We start from the raw sequence: 24,445 nt of genomic DNA on the forward strand, positions 1-24,445 counted from the left end.
ATAAATGTCAAAAAGAAGTATAGGAGTTTGAATAATGAAGACTACAATTAAAGAAGCAAAGAACTACATTGGTCAAGAAGTCACTATCGGCGCTTGGCTTCAAAACAAACGTTCTAGCGGTAAAATTGCATTCTTGCAATTACGTGACGGAACAGGATTTATGCAAGGTGTTGTAGTGAAATCAGAAGTTGATGAAGATACATTCGCTACAGCTAAAAACCTTAATCAAGAGTCATCTTTATATATTACTGGAACAATTACTGAAGATAACCGTTCAGATTTAGGTTATGAAATGCAAGTGCAATCTATTGATGTCATTCAAGAAGCACATGATTATCCGATTACACCTAAAAATCACGGTACTGAATTCTTAATGGATCATCGTCATTTATGGCTGCGTTCTAAAAAGCAGCATGCGGTTATGCAAATCCGTAATGAAATTATCCGTTCAACATATGAATTCTTCCATGATAGCGGATTCGTTAAAATCGATCCTCCGATCTTAACAGCAAGTGCACCGGAAGGCACAAGCGAGCTTTTCCATACTAAATACTTTGATGAAGATGCATTCTTATCACAAAGTGGTCAATTATATTTAGAAGCTGCGGCTATGGCTTACGGCAAAGTTTTCTCATTCGGTCCAACATTCCGCGCAGAGAAATCTAAAACACGCCGTCATTTAATCGAGTTCTGGATGATTGAAGGCGAAATGGCGTTCTATAACCATGCGGACAGCTTAGAAGTACAAGAACAATACGTAACACACGTTGTTCAATCTGTACTTAAAAATTGCGAAATCGAACTTAAAACTTTAGGCAGAGATACTTCAAAACTTGAAAAAGTTAAAGCACCATTCCCAAGAATTTCATACGATGATGCGATTGAATATCTAAAAGAACAAGGTTTCGATGATATCGAATGGGGCGAAGATTTCGGTGCACCGCACGAAACAGCAATCGCCAACCATTATGATTTACCAGTATTTATCACAAATTACCCAACAAAAATCAAACCATTCTATATGCAGCCGAACCCAGAAAACGAAGATACAGTATTATGCGCAGACTTAATTGCGCCTGAAGGTTACGGCGAAATCATCGGCGGATCTGAACGTATTAATGATTTAGAGTTATTAGAATCACGCATTGATGAACATGGTTTAGATAGAGAAAGCTACAACTATTATTTAGACTTGCGTCGTTATGGCTCTGTACCGCACAGCGGATTCGGTTTAGGCTTAGAAAGAACAGTGGCTTGGATTTCTGGTGTAGAACACGTCAGAGAAACAGCACCATTCCCACGTTTGCTTAACCGTTTATATCCATAAGACTTATGCATTTCAATAAACAATAAATGAGGTCCAGTCATATGCATACAGTATGACTGGGCCTTTCAATAGGTACGCACAAAAAGAAGGGGTGTTCACTTTGAATATAGAATTGCTGCGCAAACGCCCAGTCGTTATAAGAAGGGAACTGCTGGATCATTATACTGAGATGGGTCTGTCTGAAAGCGACCTTGTCATCTTAATCAAACTGATTTATGAATATGAACATTCAAATAAGCAACCGTCTATTGAATACTTAAGCAAAGGCACGACGCTCAAAGAACGCGAAGTAACTGCGGTTATCCAGCGTTTAATTCAATTGAATATGTTAGATTTAACTGTTCAAAAAGATGAAGAGGGCCGTTTTGCGGAATTTATGAATTTAGATGGATTTTATCAAGCATTCAGCGATGTATTGAAATCGCAAGAAGCGAAAAAAGAAGAACTGACTGACCAAGAAGCTTTCAAAACATTATTCAATATGATTGAAAATGCATTCGGACGTCCGCTCTCTCCAATAGAAATCGATACATTGAATCAATGGATCGATGTCGATCATCATGAAATATATGTGATTCAAGCTGCAGTAAATGAAGCTTTAAGCCAAGAAAAAATGAGTTTCAAATACATTGATCGCATTTTATTGAATTGGAAGAAAAACAATGTCAAAACTGTGGAAGATTCTAAAAAGATCAGCAGTCAATATCATACCCCTCAAATGAAACATGCTGTTAAGAAGATACCTAAATTCGATTGGTTAAATCAGGAGGATTCATAATGTTAAGCAAGAAAAAAGCATTGGCTATGATAGATGTGATTGATGACATGTTTCCAGATGCGGAAATCGAATTGAAACATGATAATGCCTTTGAGCTTACAATTGCTGTACTGCTGTCTGCGCAATGTACAGATGTCTTAGTCAACAAAGTCACAAAACACTTATTCCAAAAATACAAAACACCGCAAGATTATCTGGATGTCAGTTTAGAAGAACTAGAACAAGATATCCGGTCTATCGGTCTTTATAGAAATAAAGCCAAAAACATCAAAAAGCTCAGCCAATCGTTATTAGATAAATTTGATGGCCAGATTCCAAATAACCGTGCTGATTTAGAAAGTTTAGCAGGGGTAGGCAGAAAAACTGCTAATGTTGTTTTGAGCGTCGCATTCGGTGTACCTGCACTCGCGGTCGATACGCATGTTGAACGTGTCTCAAAAAGATTAGGAATTTGCCGCTGGAAAGACAGTGTTAAAGAAGTAGAGGAGAGACTTTGTTCAGTCATTCCTAAAGACCGTTGGAATAAAAGCCATCATCAGCTGATTTTCTTCGGACGCTATCATTGCCTGGCAAGAGCACCTAAATGTGATGTCTGTCCATTATTTGATGATTGCAGAGAAGGACAAAAGCGCTACCGCGAAAAATTAAGAAAAGAAGCAAAAGCATAGGGAGTGATATTGTGATAACAAAAGCTGATTTCGAAGCATTAGAAGTAAAAATTGATGCCCTAGCAAAAAATAAGCAGCTCACTTCTGATGAAGGCAAAGCACTGCTTGATCAATATTTAGCATTGATCGAACGTTACTTTGTCGACATCAACAATATAGATACTATCGCATTTGATCAGCTCGATAATTATGCTGTTGTGCCTATCAATTTTAAAGAACGCTTCGATTATATCCATCAACGCAAACATCATTTTATGGGTTATCGCCAAATGAAAACATTAGTCAGCGAACTGATTAAAATGAATGCGGCATATAAAGCAAGACAATCTCATCAAAAACGATAGAATTGAATTAATGATAATATTAAAGCCTCCAACCTTATAAGTATCGTTGGAGGCTTTCTTGGTATAGAAAAAGGTGCAGCGCTCAAAATCTTGAGCTGCTGCACCTTTATTTCATTTATGAAACTTTATCATTGAAAATGGCATTGAGATTAAAGAATCTTGATAATGCATTTCCATTTTGATTGTTATTTTGTTGATTGCTATTGCCTTGTTGTTGGCTGTTGTTATTGCCTAAATTTTGATTTGAACTGTTGCTGCCTTGTTGTTGGCTGCTGCTGTTACTGCTGCTTCCGCCTTGAGTAGAACCATTGCCGTTGACTTTACGGCTAGTTGTATTGCCATCAGGGTGGTTGACAACAGATAAATCAGATTTGCTTGAGCCTGCAACTGAATCAGGTCTAGTAAAGTCTTGACCGTCACGAGGACTAATATCTGACATTACATCTTCAAGCAAGAATTGCGGATATTCTTGTTCATTGTGTCCAACGAATGAGTTTTCACCATATTGTTTTACTTTGCTGAAGCCCATCCAAACTGACATAGAGTATCTTGGAGTGAAACCGTTAATCCAAACATCTTTCGCTGCATTATCAGGAAGGTTGTATTGTTGGTAAGTTTCTCCGCCGTAAGTACCTGTACCAGTTTTGGCAGCTAAGTTAACACCTGAAACGCCATGTCCATAAGCAGAACCCCATGCTTCGAATGTACCTTTCAATACTTCTGAAAGCATGTATGCAGTGTAATCATGCATAGCTCTGTGGTGTTTATGGTCGAACTCTGTAGTATCGCCTTCTTGGTCGACAACTTTAGAAATACCGTGTGCTTGGTTATATTCACCGCCGTTTGCTAAAGCAGCAAATGCTGAAGCTAAATCAGTAGGTGAGAATTCAGATGATGAACCACCTAGAACTTCTGATGGGCCAATTTCACCTTGGTATTCTAATCCGACTTGTTTCGCAAATTTCTTAGGTGCATCTTGGCCGGCATTTTGTTTTGTTTGCTGCCAAGCTTTCAATGCTGGAATGTTGAAACTTTGTCTTAACGCATCATAAAGCGATACATTACCATGACTCTTCGTATCATAGTTTCTGAATGTTGTACCGTCTACCATGTATGCTGCTTCATCTTGAAGTTCATGGTTCGTTGCCCATTGCATATTTTCAATTGCCGGACCGTAAGCTAGGAATGGTTTCAATGAAGAACCAGTAGGGTGGGCATCTGTTGCTTGGTTGCGGTCGACAACATCTTTGAAGTGTCTGCCGCCTGAAATCGCAACGAGTGCACCGCTCTTACTATCAACAATTGTTGAACCGACTTGCTGGTCATCATTTTTGTAATAATTACCATTGTCGATACGGTTTTGCAATGCTTTTTGAACACTAGAATCCATGTTTGTATAAATCTTGATACCGCTGTTTAATAAATCCGCAAGATTTTTATCTTTGAATTCCGGATGTGCCATTAATTCAGATTTAATAAAGTTGATATATGAGTTGTACTCTGGATCTTTAGTATCTGGTTTAATTGCACGATCATCCGCACTGCGTTTTACAAGATTCTTTTCAATCGGCGTATTCTGAGCTTCTTTCATTTGTTTATCACTGATACGCTTATGATAATTCATTAAGTATAATACAGTGTCTTTACGATCCTCTGCTCTTTTAGGGTTGTCATACACATTGTATAAGTTAGGTACTTGAGGTAATCCTGCTAAGTACGCTTCTTCAGCTAAATTCAAGTCCTTCAAGTCTTTGTTGAAGTAGTATTTAGCTGCAGCTTTAACCCCGTAAACACCATCAGAGTAGTAAATTTTGTTTAAGTAGATTTGGAAAATCTCATCTTTGCTGTATTCCTGCTCTAAACGGTAAGATAAGTAAGCTTCTTGCGCTTTACGGCCAATTGACTTTTGGTCAGTCAAGAACGAACGTTTAACAACTTGTTGTGTTAAAGTTGATGCACCTTGCGAACCGAAACCGCCGGTAATATTTTTACCAACAGCACCGAATAAACGTTTATAGTCTAAAGCGCCATGCTTGTAGAAACGGTTATCTTCGGTAGCTAAAACGGCATCTTTCATGTTTTGAGGAACATCCTTCAAATCAACATGCGCACGTCTTTGACCATTATCAAGCGTTTTAACCAGCTTCCCATCTTTATCATATATTTTAGCTGGAATCGGATCTTTCAATTTTGCATCAGAAAAAGCCGGTGCTTTCCAAGCATAATAGGCAAATAATAAAACACCAACTAATGCTAAGACAATAAATGCAATTACTGCGAAGCCGATAATCTTAATAATTGTCCTTTTAATACTTTTATTCTGTTTTTTACCGGACTTTCCATTATTAGAATGAGAAGTCCTTTTTCTTTCCGTCATACGCGGTCCTCACTTTCATCTAATATCAACTTATCAACGGCTTTGAGATAATTCAAACGTGGTTGATACTGATAAGGAATATGGTAACCATTTTTTCTTATTTCTTCAACTGTAATCGATTTTCTGATGTTGTTCACATGTCTTTTCCAAAATACTTTAAAAGCACTATAAGGCAATATATAGACTTCATCAAGCTTTTTAAAACGTATAATGAGAAAAACAATACCTTTTTGCTCATATACTGCCTTCATATGATTTACTTGATGCTCATGTATATTCTTTAATGGAAAAGATGTGGTACTTTGTGTTTCTTTCGCTTCAAAATCAATATAACGGCCATTATAAATACCGTTGTAATCAGTTGTAGATGGGGTGCGGAAATATGCTTCTTTTATCACAGCTTTGCTGCGTCTAGGGTAAGAAACATTGACGATTTGAACGGGTGTCGGTTTTTTGTGTATTACTGCTTTACCTGTAGAAAGGTAGTAATCGTTTGATAATTCAATTTCCTTTTCTAAAGTCATTCCACGTCCGCCATACTTGATTTTACTTGACTGCGGCATGTTTGTGCGTCCAACTTTAGTCGTATTTCTATTAAATGGTTTACCATTTGGATAATTCATTTATTTCACCACACCAACTGGTTTATAAAACCGTAACTATTATACACAAATTACAGGTATATGCAAACTCTGCGCGCTTATTTATATTCTTTATGACATTTAATTGTCTTAAGAATATACTTAACAGAATGATAGATATTACCCTTTGTGTATATGTCACTTATTTTAACGTTATTTGCGGCAATAAACAATCCGAAACTCCCTTGCAGTGCGGATTTTTCAGGGATTTTCAAAATGACGAACATCATAATCTGTGCTATTTTATAAATGAAAGGGTGGTTTGGAATGGATATAAATATTGAAAAATTGATAAAGCTCACCCAAGAAATGGAGCAAAGATATCAAACAGCCAAAAACGGCAAGTGCTATGCATTTAAAGAAGATGTTGTTCCATTTGTATCACATATAGATGAAATACTCTTTCAATTGGACGGCCAAGCTGAACACATTGTGGCGCTTCCTTATATGAATAAACTGAAATATGAAATGTTGAAGGAAAACATTGAAAAACTTTCAGTAGAATGTCATTATTCTAAAACAAGCAGAAAGATGTTTATGGAGAAGTTGAAAAGTGTAAATTATGACTTGAACTATATTAAGGATTGTGAAAAGTACTATGGTTAAAACTGCTTATGTGACGGGATACAAATCCTATGAACTGAACATTTTCAAAGATGATGCACCAGAGGTAAAATATCTCAAATTATTCTTAAAAAATAAATTGAAATCTCTGATTGAAGAAGGCTTGGAATGGGTATTAATACAAGGGCAATTGGGTATTGAATTTTGGACAGCCGAAGTTGTCATTGAATTAAAATCCGAATACCCAGATTTAAAATTAGGCGTCATTGCACCGTTTCAAAATCATACTGAGCGATGGAATGAACAAAACCAATTAAAGTATCAACAAATCATTGAAAATAGTGATTTTCATGAGACTGTACATCATGCACCTTATGAAGGTCCGTTTCAATTTAAACAAACTGATCGTTTTATGCTTGACCACACAGATATCACAATTCTCATCTACGATGAAGAGCAAGAAGCAAGCCCGAAGTTCTTTAAACGTATGCTAGTTGATTTTGCAGAACAAACAAACTATACTTATGATGTTGTAACGTTTGATGAAATCAATACATTCATCAGTGATATACAGTGGTCTGAAGAAGAAAGTTTCGAATGAGGTGGAGAAAAAATGGCAGATGTATCTTTAAAACTATCAGCAAAAGATATTTATGAAAAAGATTTCGAAAAAACCCTTGCACGTGGATATAGAAGGGAAGAAGTAGATGCATTTTTAGATGACATCATCGCAGACTATCAAAAAATGGCCGACATGAACAATGAAGTCATTAAACTAAATGAAGAAAACCATAAGTTGAAAAAAGAACTTGAAGAATTGCGTTTACGTGTCGCAACTTCTAGACCGCAAGAAAACAAAAACTTTTCTTCGAATGCGAATACAAGCAATGTAGATATTTTAAAACGTATTTCTAATTTAGAAAAAGCTGTATTCGGCAAGTAACTTAATGGATCAAAGCTTCTGAAATCTGAATAATTTCTATTTTACAGATTAACTTTACCATTGATAAAGAACCATGCTATAATTTTAAGAAGTGATATTTCGGGTAATCGCTATAGCAATATAGAGGAAAGTCCATGCTCGCACAATCTGAGATGATTGTAGTGTTCGTGCTTGATGAAACAATAAGTCAAGGCTATAAGACGGCAGTGAAATAGTCTAAGTCGCTAAGATATGACTAGAGTAGCTTGAAAGTGCCACAGTGACGGAGCTTTTACAGAAATGTAAAAGGTGGAACGCGGTAAACCCCTCGAGTGAGCAATCCAAATTTGGTAGGAGCACTTGTTTAGCGGAATTCAACGTATAAATGAGGAAATAAACTAACGAAAAGCTTTATTTCAGACAGATGGTTACCACCTGCGTACCAGTGCCTACTAGTGCACGTTATGAGTACCAAGGTACAGAACATGGCTTATAGAAATATCATCACTAGGCTAGCTCTCCAAGTTGGAGAGCTTTTTTAATTTGTATTGTATTTTCTCGCATATATAACCGCTTCAAAATTTGCTACAATAATGTAGTACACAAAACCAATAGAAGGAAGGTCAACACATATGTATCAATTATTAGCCGTTTGTCCAATGGGCCTCGAAGCTGTCGTTGCCAAAGAAGTCAACGAACTCGGATATGAGACACAAGTAGAAAACGGAAGAATTTTCTTTGAAGGCGATGAAACTGCCATCGCTAAAAGCAATTTGTGGCTCCGTACATCTGACAGAGTCCGTTTAGTAATGGGGCGTTTTAAAGCGACAACCTTCGAAGAACTATTCGAACAAACAAAGGCACTCCCTTGGGAAACAATCATTACAGAAGATGGGAATTTCCCTGTACAAGGCCGCAGTGTCAAATCCACATTGCACAGTGTGCCTGATGTGCAGGCCATTGTAAAAAAAGCAATCGTCGAACGCTTGAAAGACGCATATGCGCATAAAGGCTGGTTAGAAGAAACCGGCAGCAAATATCCGCTTGAAGTAGCCATCCATAAAGATGAAGTGCTTTTAACTATCGACACTTCAGGATCAGGTTTGAATAAGCGCGGATACAGAATGGCGCAAGGTGAAGCACCGATTAAAGAAACTTTAGCAGCGGCGTTAATTCGTTTAGCGAACTGGAACGGCAGCACTCCATTGATTGATCCTTTCTGCGGTTCAGGAACAATTGCGATAGAAGCATGCTTAATCGCTCAAAATATTGCGCCAGGCTTTAACCGTTCATTTGTATCAGAACAATGGGACATTATGCCGGATAACTTATATGACCAATTGCGTGATGAAGCTGATCAGCAAGCAGACTATGACAAAGCTGTTGAAGTATATGCTTATGATATCGATTCAGATATGGTTGATATCGCAAAACGCAATGCGGAAGAGGTAGGTTTAAGCGAAGTCATTCAATTTGGTGTCAAAGATGTTAATACATTAGATATCCATACTGAAGACCCTATTGCTTTAATCGGCAACCCGCCATACGGTGAACGTATCGGCGATAGAGAAGAAGTAGAGGAAATGTATCGTTATCTTGGTAAATTAATGCGTCAGCATCCGAATTTATCGGAATACATTTTAACAAGCAACAAAGAATTCGAATACTTAACACAACAAAAAGCTACGAAACGCAGAAAGCTTTTTAATGGTTATATTGAATGTACGTATTACCAATATTGGGCTAAGAAAAAGAAATAAAAATTGAATAGGGGTGAATATCATTGAACAATGAATTCAAACGCGGGATATTGTATTCCCTTATAGCGTATATACTTTGGGGAACATTACCTATTTATTGGTCGATGCTTGGTGATATCAGTCCTTTTGAGGTACTGGCTTATCGAATCGTGCTTTCCATGATATTCATGGTTGTCTTAATCGTTGCGATTGGTAAAAAAGATCAGTTTATCAGCAGCATCAAAGCATTAACAACAAAACAATTATGGGCACTCATTGCGGCAGGTTATATTATTACACTGAACTGGGGTACCTTTATCTGGGCCGTAAATAACCACCATGTGCTGCAAACTAGTCTAGGTTATTATATCAATCCGCTTGTGAGTATTGTGCTCGCAATGATTTTCTTAAAAGAGAAGTTCAACAAAATGGAATGGGTTGCAATTTTGCTGGCGCTGATTGGTGTGATTTATATGACGGTTAAGATTGGAGAATTCCCAATCGTTTCTATCATTCTTGCATTGTCATTCGGTTTTTACGGACTATTAAAGAAAATCGTACCTATCGATGCTTTAAGCAGTATTACATTTGAATGTATCGTCACAACACCGGCAGCATTCGTATACATCGGATACTTATGGTTGACACACCAAACAACAATCGGCATCAACATGCCGACATTTTGGCTGTTATTCTCAGGGGCTATTACAGCCATTCCGTTAATTTCATTCTCAGCAGGGGCACGCAGAATTCCTTTATCACTCATGGGATTCATTCAATATGTAGGTCCGACATTAATCTTTATTTTAGGTGTCTTTGTGTATAACGAACCATTTGATACTAATCAGTTCGTTACATTTATCTTTATTTGGGCAGGTATTATTGTATATAGCATTTCTCGCTACATACAAATTAAACGTGCAAATAATCCAGGACTATAATCAATTATGCATCAAACTTGTTTAAGTATGAGTTTGATGCATCTTTTTTTATATCCTCTCATCAGTTTTAATCCTTTAGAGTAACCGCTATTTAGTATACAATTAAGTCAACGTTATTTATAAAGGGGTACATAGTCTATGACGAGCAGCAACCAATTAGATATTTTATATAAATTAAAAAAAGAAGTAGAAAAATCTAATCACCAAGATTTGGTTCATGTCATTAATCAAGTGATTAAAAAAGTCTACTTAGATCAATATACATTAACTTTCGTCGGTCACTTCTCAGCAGGCAAATCGACACTGATCAATTTATTATTAGAACAAGAAATTTTGCCGAGTTCACCAGTGCCGACAACAAGTAATACCGCAATCGTAAGTGTTGCGGACAAAAATGAGATTATAGCTAATCTAGAAGGTCAAAAATATACACGATTAGATAATTATGAAGAAGTAAAAAAGTTAAACAGACAAAATGGGGATGTAGAGTCTGTTGAAATTCGTTTTGAGTCAGATAAGTTTAAAAAAGGATTTACTCTGCAAGATACACCTGGTGTGGATTCCAATGTTGCATTGCACCAAGCATCTACAGAACAATTTATGTTTACCAGCAACATTGTCTTTTATACTGTAGACTACAACCACGTTCAATCAGCAATGAATTTCCAATTCATGAAACGCTTGAACCATGCAGGTATTCCAGTTGTATTTGTGATAAACCAAATTGATAAACATAACGATGAAGAGTTATCATTTGAAACATTTAAACAAAACATTGAAAATGCCGTTTCAGAATGGGATTTAGAATTACTGAAAACTTTCTATGTATCTAAATATGAACATCCAGAAAATCAAATTGATGCACTTTCTGATTTCTTAATCGAGCAAGATAACAATCGTGAATCTATGGAGGATTATATTGAGCGGATTACGCAATATATTACGGAAGACCAAAAGTCTTATATCCAATCAGAAATGCAAGATATTCTAGCAAACCTTGATATAGATGCGGAACAATTTGATCAAGTATATTTAAACTTCCAGCAAAACCAATCTGTAAGTGAAGAGGCACAACTTTTAAATGACCCTGATAAACTTTATAATTATTTAGATTATCAGCGTAAAACTATTTTAGAAAATGCTTATTTAATGCCGCATGAAATGCGTGAAAAAATACGCCTCTACTTAGAAAGCCAAGTTAAAACATTCAAAGTGGGCGGATTATTTAATAAGAAAAAGAAAACTGAAGAGGCAAGGGAAGAGCGCCTTCAAAATGTGATGGATGCGCTGCAAGATATTGTCAATCAGCAGATACGCCAGCCGATGCGCGAAGACATGTCTTTCTTGACTCGTTTTATCAATCAAACAGACGTCAACCAAGCTATTTTGAATCAGCATTATCAAATACCTGCTGCTTTAGTGACTGATTTATACCAAGAGCAAATGAGCATCTCTAATGCTTATGTATTAAACTTCTGCGATGACGTTGTAAAAGCAATTCACCGATTCATCAAAAAAGAATCAGAACCTTTGTTAAAACGTGCAATTGAAAACGCAGAAACGCAGCACATCGATGATGAAGAAGAAACTGATCAAAATGATTATGAAAAATATATCGAACTGCGTAAATTACGAGAATCGCTTGTGACAAGAAACTATCAGCACTATTACATTCACTTAGACGACTCTTTAGATAAACTGATTGACCGCACTGAAGTGACTTACAGCAAAGCTGAATTAGAACAGCCCGAAAAACAAACGCAAAAAGTTCATCAAACTTCAGAACTGACTTCTGATATCGATATTGCAACGATTAAACAAGGTATAGACATTATTGAACCTGTACCGTTGTTCAATCAAACCAAAGAAGAATTGAAATCAGCCATTGATCGTATGGATCAGCAGATTGTTAAAATCGGTGTCTTTGGTACTTTCAGTGCTGGTAAAAGCAGCTTGATTAATGCGCTGCTCGGCGACAATTATTTAGTAAGTTCGCCTAATCCGACAACTGCCGCAACGACTGAACTCTCTTATGGAGATTCCACTGCCATTACTTTAAAACAAGCACCTCAGCTTTTAGCTGAATTAAATCAGCTTGTAGAATCGCAAAAGTTCCATTTTGACAGCTTAGATGATTTCAAAGCAACTGATACCACTGCATTGAAAAATGCATTGAAGAAAGAACAGCTTGCATTTGTGAACGCAGTAAAAGGTCAGCTTGATTTATATCAAGATATGATTAAAGACGGATATAAACATGCGATTGATCAAGATGAAGTGAAAAAATGGAGTGCACAAGATGAATATGCGGCCTTTGTAGAAACGGTACATCTGAACTTGCCTATAGATTGGCTGAAAAACAAAATCATTGTCGACTCTTTAGGATTATATTCCAACAACCAGCGCCACTCTAATGAGACTGAAAAGATTTTAACATCATCTGATTTGATTTTATATGTAAGCTACTTTAACCATTCATTTACAGATAATGATAAAGCCTTTATCGAATACATGAAGGAAATGAACCAATTAAATGAAAATCAAACATTCAAGATGATTATCAATGCGGTTGATTTAGCTGAATCAACAGAAGACTTAGAAGCTGTAGAAGACTATGTTGCGGATGCACTAAATCAAGTCAACATGCCTGCTAAGCTTTATTCTGTTTCTAGCCGCCGTGCTTTAAAAGAAGGCGATGAAGGGTTAAATCAACTTAAAGAAAGCTTAGATTATTTTGCGGAAGTCGAATCAAAAGTAGTACTTCAGCAGCAAATGAAAGCACAATTAGAACAAATCAGTGCATCCTTTACGCAAATGTCTGAAGACTATCAAAACAACAGAGCAGAAATGGAAGCCCGCCAGCAAGAAATTCGTAAAATCGAACAAAAAGGGGCGATTCCAAGTACAACGCTTAAAACAACGAAACAACATGTTTATAACGAAGTAGAAGACCAAGTCTACCACTTGAATGAACGTTTGAAAATTCAACTCTTCGATGAAGTACGTACAGTGTTTAATGCACAAATGACTAAAAACAAAGACTTCGATCAAGAAAAGCGCGATGCTGTACAAACTTATTTAGAACAAGTACATGGCAGATTATATATGGAACAAACATTGATCGCTGAACGGATTAAAAAGTTCTTCAATAAGCAGTTGGAAGATCAGTTTGCGCCAATCGTCAAACAGTTAAATCAATTGCATATTTTATTGCATCCGCATTTCAGTATCGAAATGGATAAAGATGCGATTACTACAATGCACATTGATTTCACCAAAATGTATGACAATCTGCCTAAGAAGTTAACGAAAAAACGTTTATTGCAATTAAAATCACAAAAAGAATTGCAAGAACAAATTACTTACGAGACTGTGGATTTATTACAAAGCAATATCAGCAGATTGCGCCAAGAGTTAGAACAGCAAGTGTCTGAAATGGGCAAAACTGCTGATAAGCAATTGGATGAGATTTCAAACGAAATTCATCAACAAGCACAAACATTGCTTGAAGTTAAAATCGACAGCAGCTTGATTTCTCAAATCAATCAAGCGAATGAACAGTTAAAACAAATTATTTAATGCAGAAAGAGGAAGTAGTATGACAAACAAAGTATTGCTCGTAGATGGAATGGCGTTATTATTCCGCCATTTCCATGCTACAAGCATTCATCATCAATTTATGAGAGATTCTAACGGTGTGCCTACAAATGGTGTCCAAGGATTCGTGCGCCACATCTTCTCGGCAATCGACACAATTAATCCTTCGCACATTGCAGTTTGCTGGGATATGGGACAGCATACTTTCAGAAATGAAATGTTTACAGAATATAAAAAACATCGTCCTGCACCGCCAGATGAATTGATACCGCAATTTGATCTTGTTAAAGATGTTTCAAATGCGTTGGGATTCTTAAACATTGGAGCGAAAAATTATGAAGCTGATGATGTCATCGGCACTTTAAGTCATGAATTGTCACACGACAATGAAATTTATATCGTGACAGGTGATAAAGATATCCTGCAATGTATTAATGCTAATGTTGAAGTATGGTTAACGAAAAAAGGCTTTAACATTTATAACCGATATGATTTGAAACGCTATCAAGAAGAATATCAATTAGATCCGCTTCAACTCATCGACATCAAAGCATTTATGGGCGACAGCGCAGACGGCTATCCAGGGGTCAAAGGTATCGGAGAAAAGACTGCGCATAAATTGATTTTGAAATATCAATCTGTAGAAAATGTCATTGAACATATCAATGAACTGACGCCAGCACAGCAAAAGAAAATCGTGAGTCAATTAGATGATTTAAAACTTTCTAAACAACTTGCACAAATTCATACCAGTGTACCGCTGGATGTTCCGTCACTCTTTAATCAAATGCATTATGACTTAGATTTTATCGATGTCTTTAATGTACTGGATGAACACGACTTAAGAGTATCTAAAAAATTTATCGAACGAGAGTTTATGCCATTTTAAAAAAAGACGGGAATGCACCGCGACTATTATAGTCAAAGTTCATTCCCGTCTTTCTTATTATATCTGCTATTTTAATTGTTGATATAAAGCTTGCTGCGCATGATGATTAGCTTCTTTATTTTGAGCTCTAGGAATCCAGTCTATCAGACATAAATCAAAATCTTTCATCTTTTGAGCTGCTTTTACCAAATAACCTTTAAACTTCGCATTTTTCGCAAAGCCCTTATCTAAACTATCTGTAATTAATTTAGAGTCTGTTGAAATCAATGCCGTCGAGACATTCATTTTCAAAGCACAGTCTAATGCATAATTAAACGCTTGCCATTCTGCTGAATGATTATCAGTAGGTGCGATATCATGCGTAAAGATTTGACGTTCATTCTCTTCGATAATGACAACTGCAATAGATGCTGGTCCAGGATTACCTTTCACTGCCGCATCAAAATAAATTTTAGCCATACGCATTTCCATCCTTATCTCAATAATTTAAATGTATATAAATACTTAGTAGCCTTCATCTTTTGATTGTATCTTACCTTTACGATACATGGATTTGGCCCAATAGCCAAATGGTACATTAAATAATGTCGCAAGCAGTTTCAAGAAATAAGTCGTAATAAAGATTTCAAATACTGCACCGCCAGGTAAAAGACCGATAAATGCGATACTTACAAATAATGCTGTATCGATAATGGAACTTAAAATTGTACTGCCGTACGCTCTCAGTGCAAATGTGCGATCTGAATGGAATACTTTTTTAATCGCATTGAAGATAAAGACATCAAAGTGCTGACCTATAATATATGCGATAATCGAACCTAAAGCGATTCTCGGCACAATATTAAAAATCGTACTCAAGGCTTTTTGCGCCATATCTTCAGGTGCCGGAACAAAGTGCAGCGACAACTGCATCAAGATAATCATAACCAGCGAAGATGAAAAGCCCATCCATACTGCACGCTTAGCTACTTTGCGTCCGTAGATATCATTCAAAATATCCGTAGCAAGATAAATCGATGCGAACATCACATTACCTAATGTCGCAGAAATCGTGAAGATATCTACCGTTTTGATTACTTGAATATTTGCAATAACTGTCCCGATAGCGACCCAAGCAATCAAACCTTGTTTGCCGAACAGACGGTACATCGCAACCATTAAAGTGAATTTTACTAAAAAGGCAATAACACCTAATATTTCATTGTAAAACATGATTAAACCTCCTAAATTTTGTTAAAGCGGGTGTTTAGAAACCGCAACTCAACTAATATATTCTATATAATTTATCTCTTAAATGCAATGGCGATTGAATTACAATCGAAATCGGAGAGATGAACTCATACCGCTCGCATGATATAATGATGCTAAATTAATCGTCCTTAAAACCATTTAGGGTGGTATTAATTTGAAAAGGGAGTGACGATTATTTTTTCAAAATCAGAAAAACGAGCGCTTGATTCAATTGATGATTTGCTGAACACTTACTGCAAAAATTGCGATCTCAAACAATATAATCGTAAAACTAAGGGCAAAACATATGCCCATCATTTTTGTATCGGTGAATGTTCAGTAGGGAAACAAATCAAGCAGTTTGGTAATGAATTACAATAATTGGAGGTTATTTTGATGGAAATCGTTCGTGTCGAACCCACACCAAGTCCGAATACCATGAAGGTGGTACTTAGTAAACAAAGAGAGGACAATCAATCCTCCACATATACAAAAGTAAAAGAAGGGCAACCTGATTTTATCAATCGTTTATTAGAGGTAGAAGGTGTCAAATCCATTTTTTACGTGATTGATTTCCTGGCCATCGACAAACAGCCTAAAGCAGATTGGGAAACGGTATTGCCGAATATTACCGCTGCACTAGGCGATGAGGATACTGCATCGGCAGATGAACCAAAACCAGACGAACATTTCGGTGAAGTTAAAGCTGAGGTCTTAAAATTCAAAGGTATTCCTTATCAAATCAAATTGACAACAACTGACGACGAACAGCGCAAACAATTGCCGGCAAACTTTGTAGATACCATGCTTGCTGCACAAAAAGACGATGACAACGTGGTCTTTATGCGCAAATGGGAAGACTTAGGCACACGTTACGGCGATGTGGCAGAAGTAATGGAAGCTGTCGAAGAAGAAATCATCGCAATGTACCCTCAAGACAAATTGGACGCTATGAAACAAGAAGCACTGGAAACAGATATTGTAGTGCCTGAAACTAAATATCAGCACGTTACTGTGGATGAATTTAATCAAGCGGAAGATTGGAAAGCACAACTGAGAATGCTGAAATCCTTCCCAACACCGACAAAAGAAGACTATCCATTATTAGAAACAGCATTAGCGCACTCAAAAGTACCGATACGACGAGAAGCAATCGTACTTGCAAGTATGGTAGAAGATGAATCTGTGTTACCTTATATGTATCAAGGTTTACAAGATAAAAATCCAGGTGTACGCCGAACTGCAGGCGATGGTTTAAGCGATTTAGGCTTTAAAGCTGCATTGCCGGAAATGGAAAAAGCTTTAGATGATCCTCAAAAAATTGTACGCTGGCGCGCAGCAATGTTTATGTTTGATGAAGGCGGAGAAGCACAGCTTCCTGCATTGAAAGCACACGAGGATGACGACGCTTATGAGGTAAAACTTCAAATTCAAATGGCGATTTCCAGAATTGAAAAAGGCGATGAAGCATTAGGCTCTGTTTGGAAACAAATCGCAAACCGCAATAAATAATCGATTCAGTTGAAATAGATTACATTTCGGAATTTTTCATGTAAAATAAACTATAATTGATATAGGAGTGTATATTATGAATCCATATGAAGCATATATGAAAGAACTCGCACAAGGTATGCGTAATGAGTTAACACAAAATGATTTTGAAAGTTTAGAAACTGTAGAAGCAGTAGACAATTATATGAATAATGTCGGTGCAGATGAAACTACTTTTGTAGTGATTAATTCGACTTGCGGTTGCGCAGCTGGTTTAGCGCGTCCTGCAGCTGTAGCAGTAGCAGAACAAAATGATAAGAAACCAGACCATAAAGTAACTGTTTTTGCTGGTCAAGATAAAGAAGCAACACAAGAAATGAGAGAATTTATACAACAAGTACCTTCAAGTCCGTCTTATGCTTTATTTAAAGGCACAGAATTAAAACACTTTATGCCGCGTGAATATATCGAAGGTCGCGACATCCAAGATATTTGTATGGATATTAAAGACATGTTCGATGAGAATTGTTAATTATTAATTTCTATTTGATTGATTAAATAGGAGGTACGGGACAATTTTTGATGGGTAGGATATGCATGCTCATCAATTGTCCCATTTTTTTATAAAGTGATACATATTAAAAAGGAGGTCGCGTATATGAATCCATTCGATAAAGCTTATCATGATTTATGCGAAGAAATTTTAGCCATCGGTAACGAACGCGATGATCGTACGCACACAGGAACTATTTCTAAATTCGGTCATCAATTGCGTTTTGATTTAAGTAAAGGCTTTCCGCTGCTTACGACTAAAAAAGTATCTTTTAAGTTAGTCGCAACGGAGCTGATTTGGTTTATTAAAGGCGATACAAATATCAAATACTTACTAGAATATAATAATAACATTTGGAATGAATGGGCATTTGAAAAATATGTTGCATCAGAAGACTATCAAGGTCCAGATATGACGAACTTCGGTCATCGCGCCTTGCAAGATCCAGAATTCAATGCGTTGTACCAAGAAGAAATGGAAAAATTCAAATCACGTATTTTAAATGATGATACATTTGCGGAAAAACACGGTGATTTAGGGAATGTATATGGTAAACAATGGCGAGATTGGGTAGGTGCTGACGGCAAGCATTATGACCAATTAGCGACAGTAATAGAACAGATTAAAAACAATCCTACATCAAGACGCCACATTGTATCTGCTTGGAATCCATCTGAAATCGACACAATGGCTTTACCGCCTTGTCATACAATGTTCCAATTCTATGTACAAGACGGCAAACTAAGCTGTCAATTGTATCAACGCAGCGCAGACATATTCTTAGGTGTACCTTTTAATATCGCAAGCTACAGTTTGCTGACACATTTGATAGCTAAAGAATGCGGACTTGAAGTGGGAGAGTTTGTGCATACATTCGGTGATGCACATATTTATTCAAATCACATTGATGCAATTCAAAAACAATTGAGCCGAGATAGTTATGCACCGCCTGAACTTAAGATTAATTCAGACCGTTCTCTATTCGATATTGAATATGAGGACTTGGAAATTATCGATTACCAATCTCACCCTGGTATTAAAGCGCCGATTGCAGTTTAAATATAAAAAGACGATTTGAAAGGGGATAATTACATGACATTATCTATTCTTGTTGCACATGATCAAAATAGAGTTATCGGCAAAGACAACCAATTACCTTGGCATTTGCCTAATGATTTAAAGCACGTAAAAAAATTAAGTACAGGCAATACGTTAGTAATGGGACGCAAAACTTATGAATCTATCGGCAAACCGCTTCCAAACAGACGCAACGTAGTGCTGACAAGCAACGAATCTTTTAATCCTGAAGGTGTAGATGTGATTCATCATTTTGATGATATTTTCGATTTGCCGGGACATGTCTTTGTATTCGGCGGTCAAACTTTATTTGAAGAGTTTATCGATAAAGTAGACGATATGTATATCACGGTAATCGAGGACAAATACCAAGGAGATACATTCTTCCCGCCTTATACATTCGAAGATTGGGAAGTAGAATCTGCAGTTAAAGGAGAACTAGATGAGAAAAATACGATTCCGCATACATTTCTGCATTTAGTTCGCAAAAAGCAATAGGAGGTTATCGGCATGCGTAAAAAAATTGTAACAGACTCAACATCAGATTTGCCTCAATCTTATTTAGAAGCAAACGATATACATGTAATTCCTTTAAACCTGACTATCGATGGTGTTTCATATGTAGATCAGCAAGATATTTCTTCTGAAAGAGTCATCGAACTGATTGAAGAAGACGCTGATATTAAAACAAGCCAGCCTCCGATCGGCAAGTTCATCGAGATGTACGATGAACTGGGCAAAGACGGCTCTGAAATTATTAGTATCCATATGACTTCAGGCCTCAGCGGAACATTCCAAACTGCTTATCAAGCCAGCCAAATGACAGATTCTAAAGTAACTGTTATCGACTCTAAATCTATTTCTTTCGGTTTAGGCTTTCAGCTGGAGCATATTGTCGAATGGAATAATGAAGGGTTATCAACAGAAGAAATATTGGATAAACTTCACCATTTGCAAAGCAACATTAAACTCTTTGTCGTGATTGGACAATTAAATCAATTAATCAAAGGCGGGCGTATCGGTAAAGCAAAAGGTATGATTGGGAATATGATGCGTTTGAAACCCGTCGGTATTTTAGAAGACGGACGTATTAAAATCCTGCATAATGCACGAACACAAAAGTCATGTATTCAAATGATTAAAAAGGAATTAGCATCATTTATCGATCAGCACTCCATTAAAAAGATCGGCATATCTCATGCGAATGCGTTAGATTTTGTAGAAAAAGTCAAACAACAGTTTACAATTGATGAAAATAACCCTGAATTTGAAATCAATATCACAACACCTGTGATTTCAACACATACAGGACAAGGTGCCATTGGATTTGTTGTATTAAGAGAATCGTAAACAATACAGCTTGAAACATCCTTTTGTCAAAGCAGATTAATAGAAAATCCTATGCAATCATGATAATTTTAAAATTGACAAGACGCCGAATGGAGGTAATATTTTGGCATATGCAACATTAGCCGGCGGCTGTTTCTGGTGTATGGTAAAACCTTTCACATCATATCCTGGAATCAAAAATATTGTGTCAGGATACAGCGGCGGCCACGTAGAAAACCCAACTTATGAACAAGTATGTACGAATCAAACAGGTCATGTTGAAGCTGTTCAAATCGAATATGACGAAAACGTGACTTCTTTTGAAAATATATTAGATGTTTATTTCAAAACATTTGACCCAACGGATAATGGCGGTCAATTCTTCGATCGCGGCGAAAGTTACCAACCGGTCATTTTCTACCATGATGAAGAACAGAAAAAAGCAGCATTATCTAAAATTCAAGAATTGAATGAACAAATGATTTTTGATAAGCCCGTCATTACACCGGTTAAGCCTTATAAAAACTTTTATCCGGCTGAAGAATATCACCAAGACTACTATAAGAAGAATCCAATGCATTATGAGCAATATCAAAAAGGCTCTGGACGCAAGGACTTTATAGAAAGACATTGGGGGGATTAAATTGCTAAAGAAAAACAAAAATGAATTAAACGATTTAGAGTATCTTGTTACACAAGAAAACGGAACTGAACCTCCTTTCCAAAACGAGTATTGGAATCATTTCGAAAAGGGTATATATGTAGACAAGCTGTCTGGCAAACCGCTTTTCACTTCAGAAGAGAAATTCGAATCTGATTGCGGCTGGCCAAGTTTTTCAAAAGCATTGTCTGATGATGATGTTATTGAACTTGTCGATAAATCTTTCGGTATGGTTCGAACTGAAGTACGTTCTGAAGGCAGCGACAGCCACTTAGGCCATGTCTTTAACGATGGTCCGAAAGAAACAGGCGGTTTAAGATACTGTATTAATTCAGCAGCAGTTCAATTTATTCCATATGATAAATTAGAAGAACTTGGATATGGTGATTTGATTCCACATTTCAAGGATCAAGGAGAGAAATAAATTATGTTTAAAAAACTTTTTGGTAAAGATAATCCAGTAGAAAAAGACATTGAAATTTATGCGCCGATTTCAGGCGAGTATGTAAATATCGAAGACATTCCAGACCCAGTTTTTGCTCAAAAAATGATGGGTGAAGGCTTCGGCATCAATCCAAGCGAAGGTGTTGTTGTATCACCGATTAACGGTAAAGTCGATAATGTCTTCCCAACAAGCCATGCTTTAGGTTTAAAAGCAGATAACGGTTTGGAATTATTAATTCATATCGGTTTAGATACAGTTCAATTGAACGGTGAAGGTTTCAAAGTTCTAGTTGAAAGCGGAGATACTGTAAGTGTCGGAGATCCGTTAGTTGAATTTGATTTAGATTATATTTCACAAAATGCGAAATCTGTTATCTCACCGATTATTATCACTAACACTGATCAAGCTGAAAACATTGATATTCATGCACAAGATCAATTAGTTAAAAATGAAACTAAAGTAATTGATGTGACTATGGCTTAATGAAAGATTATTCATTCTATCAATTTGCACTGACAGTGCGCGGCAGACCAGATGATAAAGGTCGGCTGGCTGAACAGATTTTTGATGATTTAGCTTTTCCAAAACATGAATCGGATTTTCATACATTGTCTGACTATATTGAAACTGAAGCTTCTATCAGTTTGCCGATGTATGTCTTTGATGATTTATTTGAAGAATACCAGGAATGGTTAAAATTTTAAATATTTGACTCAAGGTTGGTGTGAAGTGCACCAACCTTTTTTGCGATTATAAATCTATATTAGTTGATGAAACGCCTGAATTTGATAAAATAAATTATCGTTTCATTCTTCAAATCAGCAGAATGATACATTCTATACAGCTATGTATAGTAAGGAAGGAGCGTATCAGCGTGACAGACCATAATGATGAAACACCTCAATCTTCGGATGAGCATCAAACCAAGAAAACACCCAAGTTCTTTACAATTAAAAGATGGAAACTGATTACATTCAGTATCTTAGCATTTATTTTGACGATTCTATTGACGGTTTTTGCGACCATTGCAATCTCCCATAAATTTTCAGGTTTAGATAAAGAACAAAGAAAATCATTCAGCAAGGTCGAAAGTACATACCAAACTTTAGCGAATGACTATTATAAAAAACAAGATCCTGAGAAGCTTTCTGAAGCCGCAATCAACGGAATGGTGAAAGAGCTTAAAGACCCTTATTCGCAATATATGACAACAGAAGAAACAAAATCCTTTAACGAAGATGTTTCAGGCGACTTTGTCGGTATCGGCGCAGAAATGCAGCAGCGCAACAAAGAAATCAGCGTAACCAGCCCGATGAAAGGTTCACCGGCTGAACGTGCTGGTCTTCAACCAAAAGACGTGGTCACTAAAGTCGACGACAAATTGATTAAAGGCAAGTCTTTAACTGAAGTTGTGAAAATGGTCAGAGGTAAAGAAGGTACAAAAGTAACATTGACCGTTGAACGTGCACATCAAGAACGCGACATTACAATCAAACGTGAAAAAATTCATGTTAAAAGTGTCGAATATAAAAAAGAAGGCGATGTCGGCGTATTTACCATCAATAAATTCCAAGAAAATACCGCTGCAGAATTAAAAACAAATATTATGAAAGCACATAAACAAGGTGTCAAAAAGATTGTAATAGACTTGCGTAACAACCCTGGCGGTTTATTGAATGAAGCTGTGAAGATGGCAAATATCTTTATCGATAAAAACAAACCTGCCGTAAAACTTCAAAAAGGCAAAACAATCGAGTCTGTAGATACACCGACAGATGCTTTAAAAGAAGCCAAAGACATGGAAGTCTCAATCTTAGTAAATGAAGGTTCTGCAAGTGCATCAGAAGTCTTTACAGGTGCAATGAAAGATTACAACAAAGCCAAAGTTTACGGAGAAAAAACATTTGGTAAAGGTATTGTGCAAACAACCAAAGAATATTCAGACGGCTCTTTATTGAAATACACTGAAATGAAATGGTTAACGCCGCATGGCACATATATTCATGGAAAAGGTATCCAGCCTGATGTTAAAATTGCATCTCCTAAGTATCAATCACTGAGTGTCATTCCAGATGATAAAGTGTTTAAAGAAGGCGACAATGATAAAAATGTTAAATCTATCAAAATCGGCTTGAATGCTTTAGGCTATAAAGCCGGCGATGAAAACAAAGATTTTGATGCTCAGTTGAAATCAGCTGTAGAGGAATTCCAAAAAGAAAATGATTTATCAGTCAACGGTACGTTTGATATAGAAACTAACCAAAAATTCACTGAAAAACTAGTGGATAAATCAAACAAAGAAGATGAAATGTTAGATACGTTACTCAAAAAACTAAAATAAAGGGGTTCAAATTATGATTCGAACTGCAACACATAATGATTTAAATGCGATTTCTGCTTTAACAGAAGATGCAAAAGAAATTATGAAGAAAGACAACAACCCGCAATGGGATGAACACTACCCGCTCATTGAACATTTTGAAGAAGATATCCAAAACAATTCTTTGTTTGTTCTTGAAGAAAACGATAAGATTTATGGTTATATTGTTATCGACCAAAACCAGTCAAAATGGTATGATGAACTTGAATGGCCGATAGATAGAACCGGCGGTTATGTCATTCACAGACTCGCCGGTTCCAAAGACTATAAAGGTGCCGCAACAGCATTGTTCAACTTTGCTGTTGAACGAGCGCTCGATCATGATGTTCACGTATTATTAACTGACACTTACGCTATCAATCATCGTGCTCAAAACTTATTTAAAAAATTCGGATTCCACAAAGTAGGAGAAGCTACTTTAGATTATCATCCTTATGATAAAGAGGATGCATTCTATGCTTATTACAGAATTTTAGAAGAAGAATAGAGAGG

At 36.6% G+C, this 24,445-nt stretch carries 27 protein-coding genes and 1 other RNA gene; 24 read left to right on the forward strand and 4 right to left on the reverse strand.

The window, feature by feature from the left end; genetic code table 11:
* Positions 1-34 precede the first annotated feature (34 nt).
* From asnS to MUA90_RS07625, 4 genes are all read left to right on the forward strand, one after another.
* Positions 35-1,327: an asparagine--tRNA ligase gene (gene asnS, locus MUA90_RS07610; protein ID WP_105992769.1), complete on the forward strand. Its 1,293-nt coding sequence runs from the start codon at positions 35-37 to the stop codon at positions 1,325-1,327.
* 100 nt (positions 1,328-1,427) lie between these two features.
* Positions 1,428-2,105, forward strand: a complete 678-nt coding sequence (locus tag MUA90_RS07615; protein WP_262586092.1) for a DnaD domain-containing protein — start codon at positions 1,428-1,430, stop codon at positions 2,103-2,105.
* Positions 2,105-2,773, forward strand: a complete 669-nt coding sequence (gene nth, locus MUA90_RS07620) for an endonuclease III (protein WP_105992771.1) — start codon at positions 2,105-2,107, stop codon at positions 2,771-2,773. Before MUA90_RS07615 ends, nth begins: the two co-directional genes overlap by 1 nt.
* 11 nt (positions 2,774-2,784) lie before the next feature.
* Positions 2,785-3,117 carry a YpoC family protein gene (locus MUA90_RS07625; protein ID WP_262586094.1) on the forward strand — a complete coding sequence of 111 codons (333 nt, stop codon included), beginning with the start codon at positions 2,785-2,787 and terminating at the stop codon, positions 3,115-3,117.
* Positions 3,118-3,232: 115 nt separating this feature from the next.
* On the opposite strand, the gene MUA90_RS07630 is transcribed toward MUA90_RS07625, so the two are convergent.
* Together MUA90_RS07630 and recU are read right to left on the reverse strand one after the other, a co-directional pair.
* Positions 3,233-5,494: a transglycosylase domain-containing protein gene (locus MUA90_RS07630; protein ID WP_114603344.1), complete on the reverse strand. Its 2,262-nt coding sequence runs from the start codon at positions 5,492-5,494 to the stop codon at positions 3,233-3,235.
* Positions 5,491-6,117 (reverse strand): Holliday junction resolvase RecU, encoded by a 627-nt coding sequence (recU, locus tag MUA90_RS07635; protein ID WP_262586095.1) that lies wholly within the window; start codon positions 6,115-6,117, stop codon positions 5,491-5,493. Before recU ends, MUA90_RS07630 begins: the two co-directional genes overlap by 4 nt.
* Before the next feature lie 285 nt (positions 6,118-6,402).
* Here recU and MUA90_RS07640 point away from each other — a divergent pair, with 285 nt between their 5' ends.
* From MUA90_RS07640 to MUA90_RS07675, 8 genes are all read left to right on the forward strand, one after another.
* Positions 6,403-6,741, forward strand: coding sequence for a DUF1798 family protein (locus tag MUA90_RS07640; protein ID WP_114603346.1), 339 nt, complete (start codon positions 6,403-6,405; stop codon positions 6,739-6,741).
* Complete coding sequence (locus MUA90_RS07645; RefSeq protein ID WP_262586097.1) at positions 6,734-7,300, forward strand: SLOG family protein; 567 nt, start codon at positions 6,734-6,736, stop codon at positions 7,298-7,300. Before MUA90_RS07640 ends, MUA90_RS07645 begins: the two co-directional genes overlap by 8 nt.
* A gap of 12 nt (positions 7,301-7,312) precedes the next feature.
* Complete coding sequence (gene gpsB / locus MUA90_RS07650; RefSeq protein ID WP_105992777.1) at positions 7,313-7,642, forward strand: cell division regulator GpsB; 330 nt, start codon at positions 7,313-7,315, stop codon at positions 7,640-7,642.
* A 95-nt stretch (positions 7,643-7,737) separates the two neighbouring features.
* Positions 7,738-8,119, forward strand: an RNA gene (rnpB, locus tag MUA90_RS07655) — RNase P RNA component class B.
* A gap of 134 nt (positions 8,120-8,253) precedes the next feature.
* On the forward strand, positions 8,254-9,381 hold the full coding sequence (locus MUA90_RS07660; RefSeq protein WP_114603347.1) for a THUMP domain-containing class I SAM-dependent RNA methyltransferase: 1,128 nt from the start codon (positions 8,254-8,256) through the stop codon (positions 9,379-9,381).
* A gap of 23 nt (positions 9,382-9,404) precedes the next feature.
* Complete coding sequence (gene rarD / locus MUA90_RS07665; protein ID WP_262586098.1) at positions 9,405-10,301, forward strand: EamA family transporter RarD; 897 nt, start codon at positions 9,405-9,407, stop codon at positions 10,299-10,301.
* 138 nt (positions 10,302-10,439) lie between these two features.
* Complete coding sequence (locus MUA90_RS07670) at positions 10,440-13,880, forward strand: dynamin family protein (RefSeq protein WP_262586100.1); 3,441 nt, start codon at positions 10,440-10,442, stop codon at positions 13,878-13,880.
* A gap of 19 nt (positions 13,881-13,899) precedes the next feature.
* Positions 13,900-14,787 (forward strand): 5'-3' exonuclease, encoded by an 888-nt coding sequence (locus MUA90_RS07675; protein ID WP_262586101.1) that lies wholly within the window; start codon positions 13,900-13,902, stop codon positions 14,785-14,787.
* A gap of 66 nt (positions 14,788-14,853) precedes the next feature.
* On the opposite strand, the gene MUA90_RS07680 is transcribed toward MUA90_RS07675, so the two are convergent.
* Both MUA90_RS07680 and MUA90_RS07685 read right to left on the reverse strand, forming a co-directional pair.
* Positions 14,854-15,246, reverse strand: a complete 393-nt coding sequence (locus tag MUA90_RS07680; protein ID WP_262586102.1) for a ribonuclease HI family protein — start codon at positions 15,244-15,246, stop codon at positions 14,854-14,856.
* A gap of 45 nt (positions 15,247-15,291) precedes the next feature.
* Positions 15,292-15,999, reverse strand: coding sequence for a queuosine precursor transporter (locus MUA90_RS07685; RefSeq protein ID WP_262586104.1), 708 nt, complete (start codon positions 15,997-15,999; stop codon positions 15,292-15,294).
* Positions 16,000-16,203: 204 nt separating this feature from the next.
* On the opposite strand from MUA90_RS07685, the gene MUA90_RS07690 reads away from it, so the two are divergent.
* From MUA90_RS07690 to MUA90_RS07745, 12 genes are all read left to right on the forward strand, one after another.
* Entirely contained in the window at positions 16,204-16,398 is a 195-nt protein-coding gene (locus MUA90_RS07690; protein ID WP_262586106.1) for a zinc-finger domain-containing protein, read from the forward strand.
* 15 nt (positions 16,399-16,413) lie between these two features.
* Positions 16,414-17,529 (forward strand): conserved virulence factor C family protein, encoded by a 1,116-nt coding sequence (locus tag MUA90_RS07695; RefSeq protein ID WP_262588820.1) that lies wholly within the window; start codon positions 16,414-16,416, stop codon positions 17,527-17,529.
* Positions 17,530-17,605: 76 nt separating this feature from the next.
* Positions 17,606-18,040 carry a bacilliredoxin BrxA gene (brxA, locus tag MUA90_RS07700; RefSeq protein WP_262586108.1) on the forward strand — a complete coding sequence of 145 codons (435 nt, stop codon included), beginning with the start codon at positions 17,606-17,608 and terminating at the stop codon, positions 18,038-18,040.
* Positions 18,041-18,166: 126 nt separating this feature from the next.
* Positions 18,167-19,120 (forward strand): thymidylate synthase, encoded by a 954-nt coding sequence (locus tag MUA90_RS07705; protein WP_262586109.1) that lies wholly within the window; start codon positions 18,167-18,169, stop codon positions 19,118-19,120.
* Positions 19,121-19,153: 33 nt separating this feature from the next.
* Complete coding sequence (locus MUA90_RS07710; protein ID WP_105992788.1) at positions 19,154-19,636, forward strand: dihydrofolate reductase; 483 nt, start codon at positions 19,154-19,156, stop codon at positions 19,634-19,636.
* A 12-nt stretch (positions 19,637-19,648) separates the two neighbouring features.
* A complete protein-coding gene (locus MUA90_RS07715) occupies positions 19,649-20,488 on the forward strand; it encodes a DegV family protein (RefSeq protein WP_262586111.1) in 840 nt (279 codons plus the stop codon).
* A gap of 103 nt (positions 20,489-20,591) precedes the next feature.
* Positions 20,592-21,110 carry a peptide-methionine (S)-S-oxide reductase MsrA gene (gene msrA, locus MUA90_RS07720; protein ID WP_262586113.1) on the forward strand — a complete coding sequence of 173 codons (519 nt, stop codon included), beginning with the start codon at positions 20,592-20,594 and terminating at the stop codon, positions 21,108-21,110.
* A gap of 1 nt (position 21,111) precedes the next feature.
* Positions 21,112-21,552, forward strand: coding sequence for a peptide-methionine (R)-S-oxide reductase MsrB (msrB, locus tag MUA90_RS07725; RefSeq protein WP_262586115.1), 441 nt, complete (start codon positions 21,112-21,114; stop codon positions 21,550-21,552).
* Positions 21,553-21,555: 3 nt separating this feature from the next.
* The gene (locus MUA90_RS07730) at positions 21,556-22,056 is read left to right on the forward strand and encodes a PTS sugar transporter subunit IIA (protein ID WP_262586117.1); all 501 of its coding nucleotides are present in this window, start codon (positions 21,556-21,558) and stop codon (positions 22,054-22,056) included.
* On the forward strand, positions 22,056-22,277 hold the full coding sequence (locus MUA90_RS07735; protein ID WP_105992793.1) for a YozE family protein: 222 nt from the start codon (positions 22,056-22,058) through the stop codon (positions 22,275-22,277). The genes MUA90_RS07730 and MUA90_RS07735 overlap by 1 nt, the downstream gene beginning before the upstream one ends.
* Before the next feature lie 122 nt (positions 22,278-22,399).
* A complete protein-coding gene (locus tag MUA90_RS07740; protein ID WP_262586118.1) occupies positions 22,400-23,914 on the forward strand; it encodes a S41 family peptidase in 1,515 nt (504 codons plus the stop codon).
* 13 nt (positions 23,915-23,927) lie between these two features.
* Positions 23,928-24,440, forward strand: a complete 513-nt coding sequence (locus MUA90_RS07745; protein WP_105992795.1) for a GNAT family N-acetyltransferase — start codon at positions 23,928-23,930, stop codon at positions 24,438-24,440.
* Positions 24,441-24,445 lie beyond the last annotated feature (5 nt).

The sequence above is a fragment of the Staphylococcus sp. IVB6181 genome (assembly GCF_025561445.1).
Classification (GTDB): Bacteria; Bacillota; Bacilli; order Staphylococcales; family Staphylococcaceae; genus Staphylococcus; species Staphylococcus simulans_B.

Coding starts and splice junctions, on each gene's coding strand:
- asnS (WP_105992769.1), top strand. CDS start 35: ATGAAGACTACAATTAAAGAAGCAAAGAACTACATTGGTCAAGAAGTC.
- nth (WP_105992771.1), top strand. CDS start 2,105: ATGTTAAGCAAGAAAAAAGCATTGGCTATGATAGATGTGATTGATGAC.
- MUA90_RS07630 (WP_114603344.1), bottom strand. CDS start 5,494: ATGACGGAAAGAAAAAGGACTTCTCATTCTAATAATGGAAAGTCCGGT.
- recU (WP_262586095.1), bottom strand. CDS start 6,117: ATGAATTATCCAAATGGTAAACCATTTAATAGAAATACGACTAAAGTT.
- MUA90_RS07640 (WP_114603346.1), top strand. CDS start 6,403: ATGGATATAAATATTGAAAAATTGATAAAGCTCACCCAAGAAATGGAG.
- MUA90_RS07645 (WP_262586097.1), top strand. CDS start 6,734: ATGGTTAAAACTGCTTATGTGACGGGATACAAATCCTATGAACTGAAC.
- gpsB (WP_105992777.1), top strand. CDS start 7,313: ATGGCAGATGTATCTTTAAAACTATCAGCAAAAGATATTTATGAAAAA.
- MUA90_RS07660 (WP_114603347.1), top strand. CDS start 8,254: ATGTATCAATTATTAGCCGTTTGTCCAATGGGCCTCGAAGCTGTCGTT.
- MUA90_RS07670 (WP_262586100.1), top strand. CDS start 10,440: ATGACGAGCAGCAACCAATTAGATATTTTATATAAATTAAAAAAAGAA.
- MUA90_RS07675 (WP_262586101.1), top strand. CDS start 13,900: ATGACAAACAAAGTATTGCTCGTAGATGGAATGGCGTTATTATTCCGC.
- MUA90_RS07680 (WP_262586102.1), bottom strand. CDS start 15,246: ATGGCTAAAATTTATTTTGATGCGGCAGTGAAAGGTAATCCTGGACCA.
- MUA90_RS07685 (WP_262586104.1), bottom strand. CDS start 15,999: ATGTTTTACAATGAAATATTAGGTGTTATTGCCTTTTTAGTAAAATTC.
- MUA90_RS07695 (WP_262588820.1), top strand. CDS start 16,414: ATGGAAATCGTTCGTGTCGAACCCACACCAAGTCCGAATACCATGAAG.
- brxA (WP_262586108.1), top strand. CDS start 17,606: ATGAATCCATATGAAGCATATATGAAAGAACTCGCACAAGGTATGCGT.
- MUA90_RS07705 (WP_262586109.1), top strand. CDS start 18,167: ATGAATCCATTCGATAAAGCTTATCATGATTTATGCGAAGAAATTTTA.
- MUA90_RS07710 (WP_105992788.1), top strand. CDS start 19,154: ATGACATTATCTATTCTTGTTGCACATGATCAAAATAGAGTTATCGGC.
- MUA90_RS07715 (WP_262586111.1), top strand. CDS start 19,649: ATGCGTAAAAAAATTGTAACAGACTCAACATCAGATTTGCCTCAATCT.
- MUA90_RS07730 (WP_262586117.1), top strand. CDS start 21,556: ATGTTTAAAAAACTTTTTGGTAAAGATAATCCAGTAGAAAAAGACATT.
- MUA90_RS07735 (WP_105992793.1), top strand. CDS start 22,056: ATGAAAGATTATTCATTCTATCAATTTGCACTGACAGTGCGCGGCAGA.
- MUA90_RS07740 (WP_262586118.1), top strand. CDS start 22,400: ATGATACATTCTATACAGCTATGTATAGTAAGGAAGGAGCGTATCAGC.
- MUA90_RS07745 (WP_105992795.1), top strand. CDS start 23,928: ATGATTCGAACTGCAACACATAATGATTTAAATGCGATTTCTGCTTTA.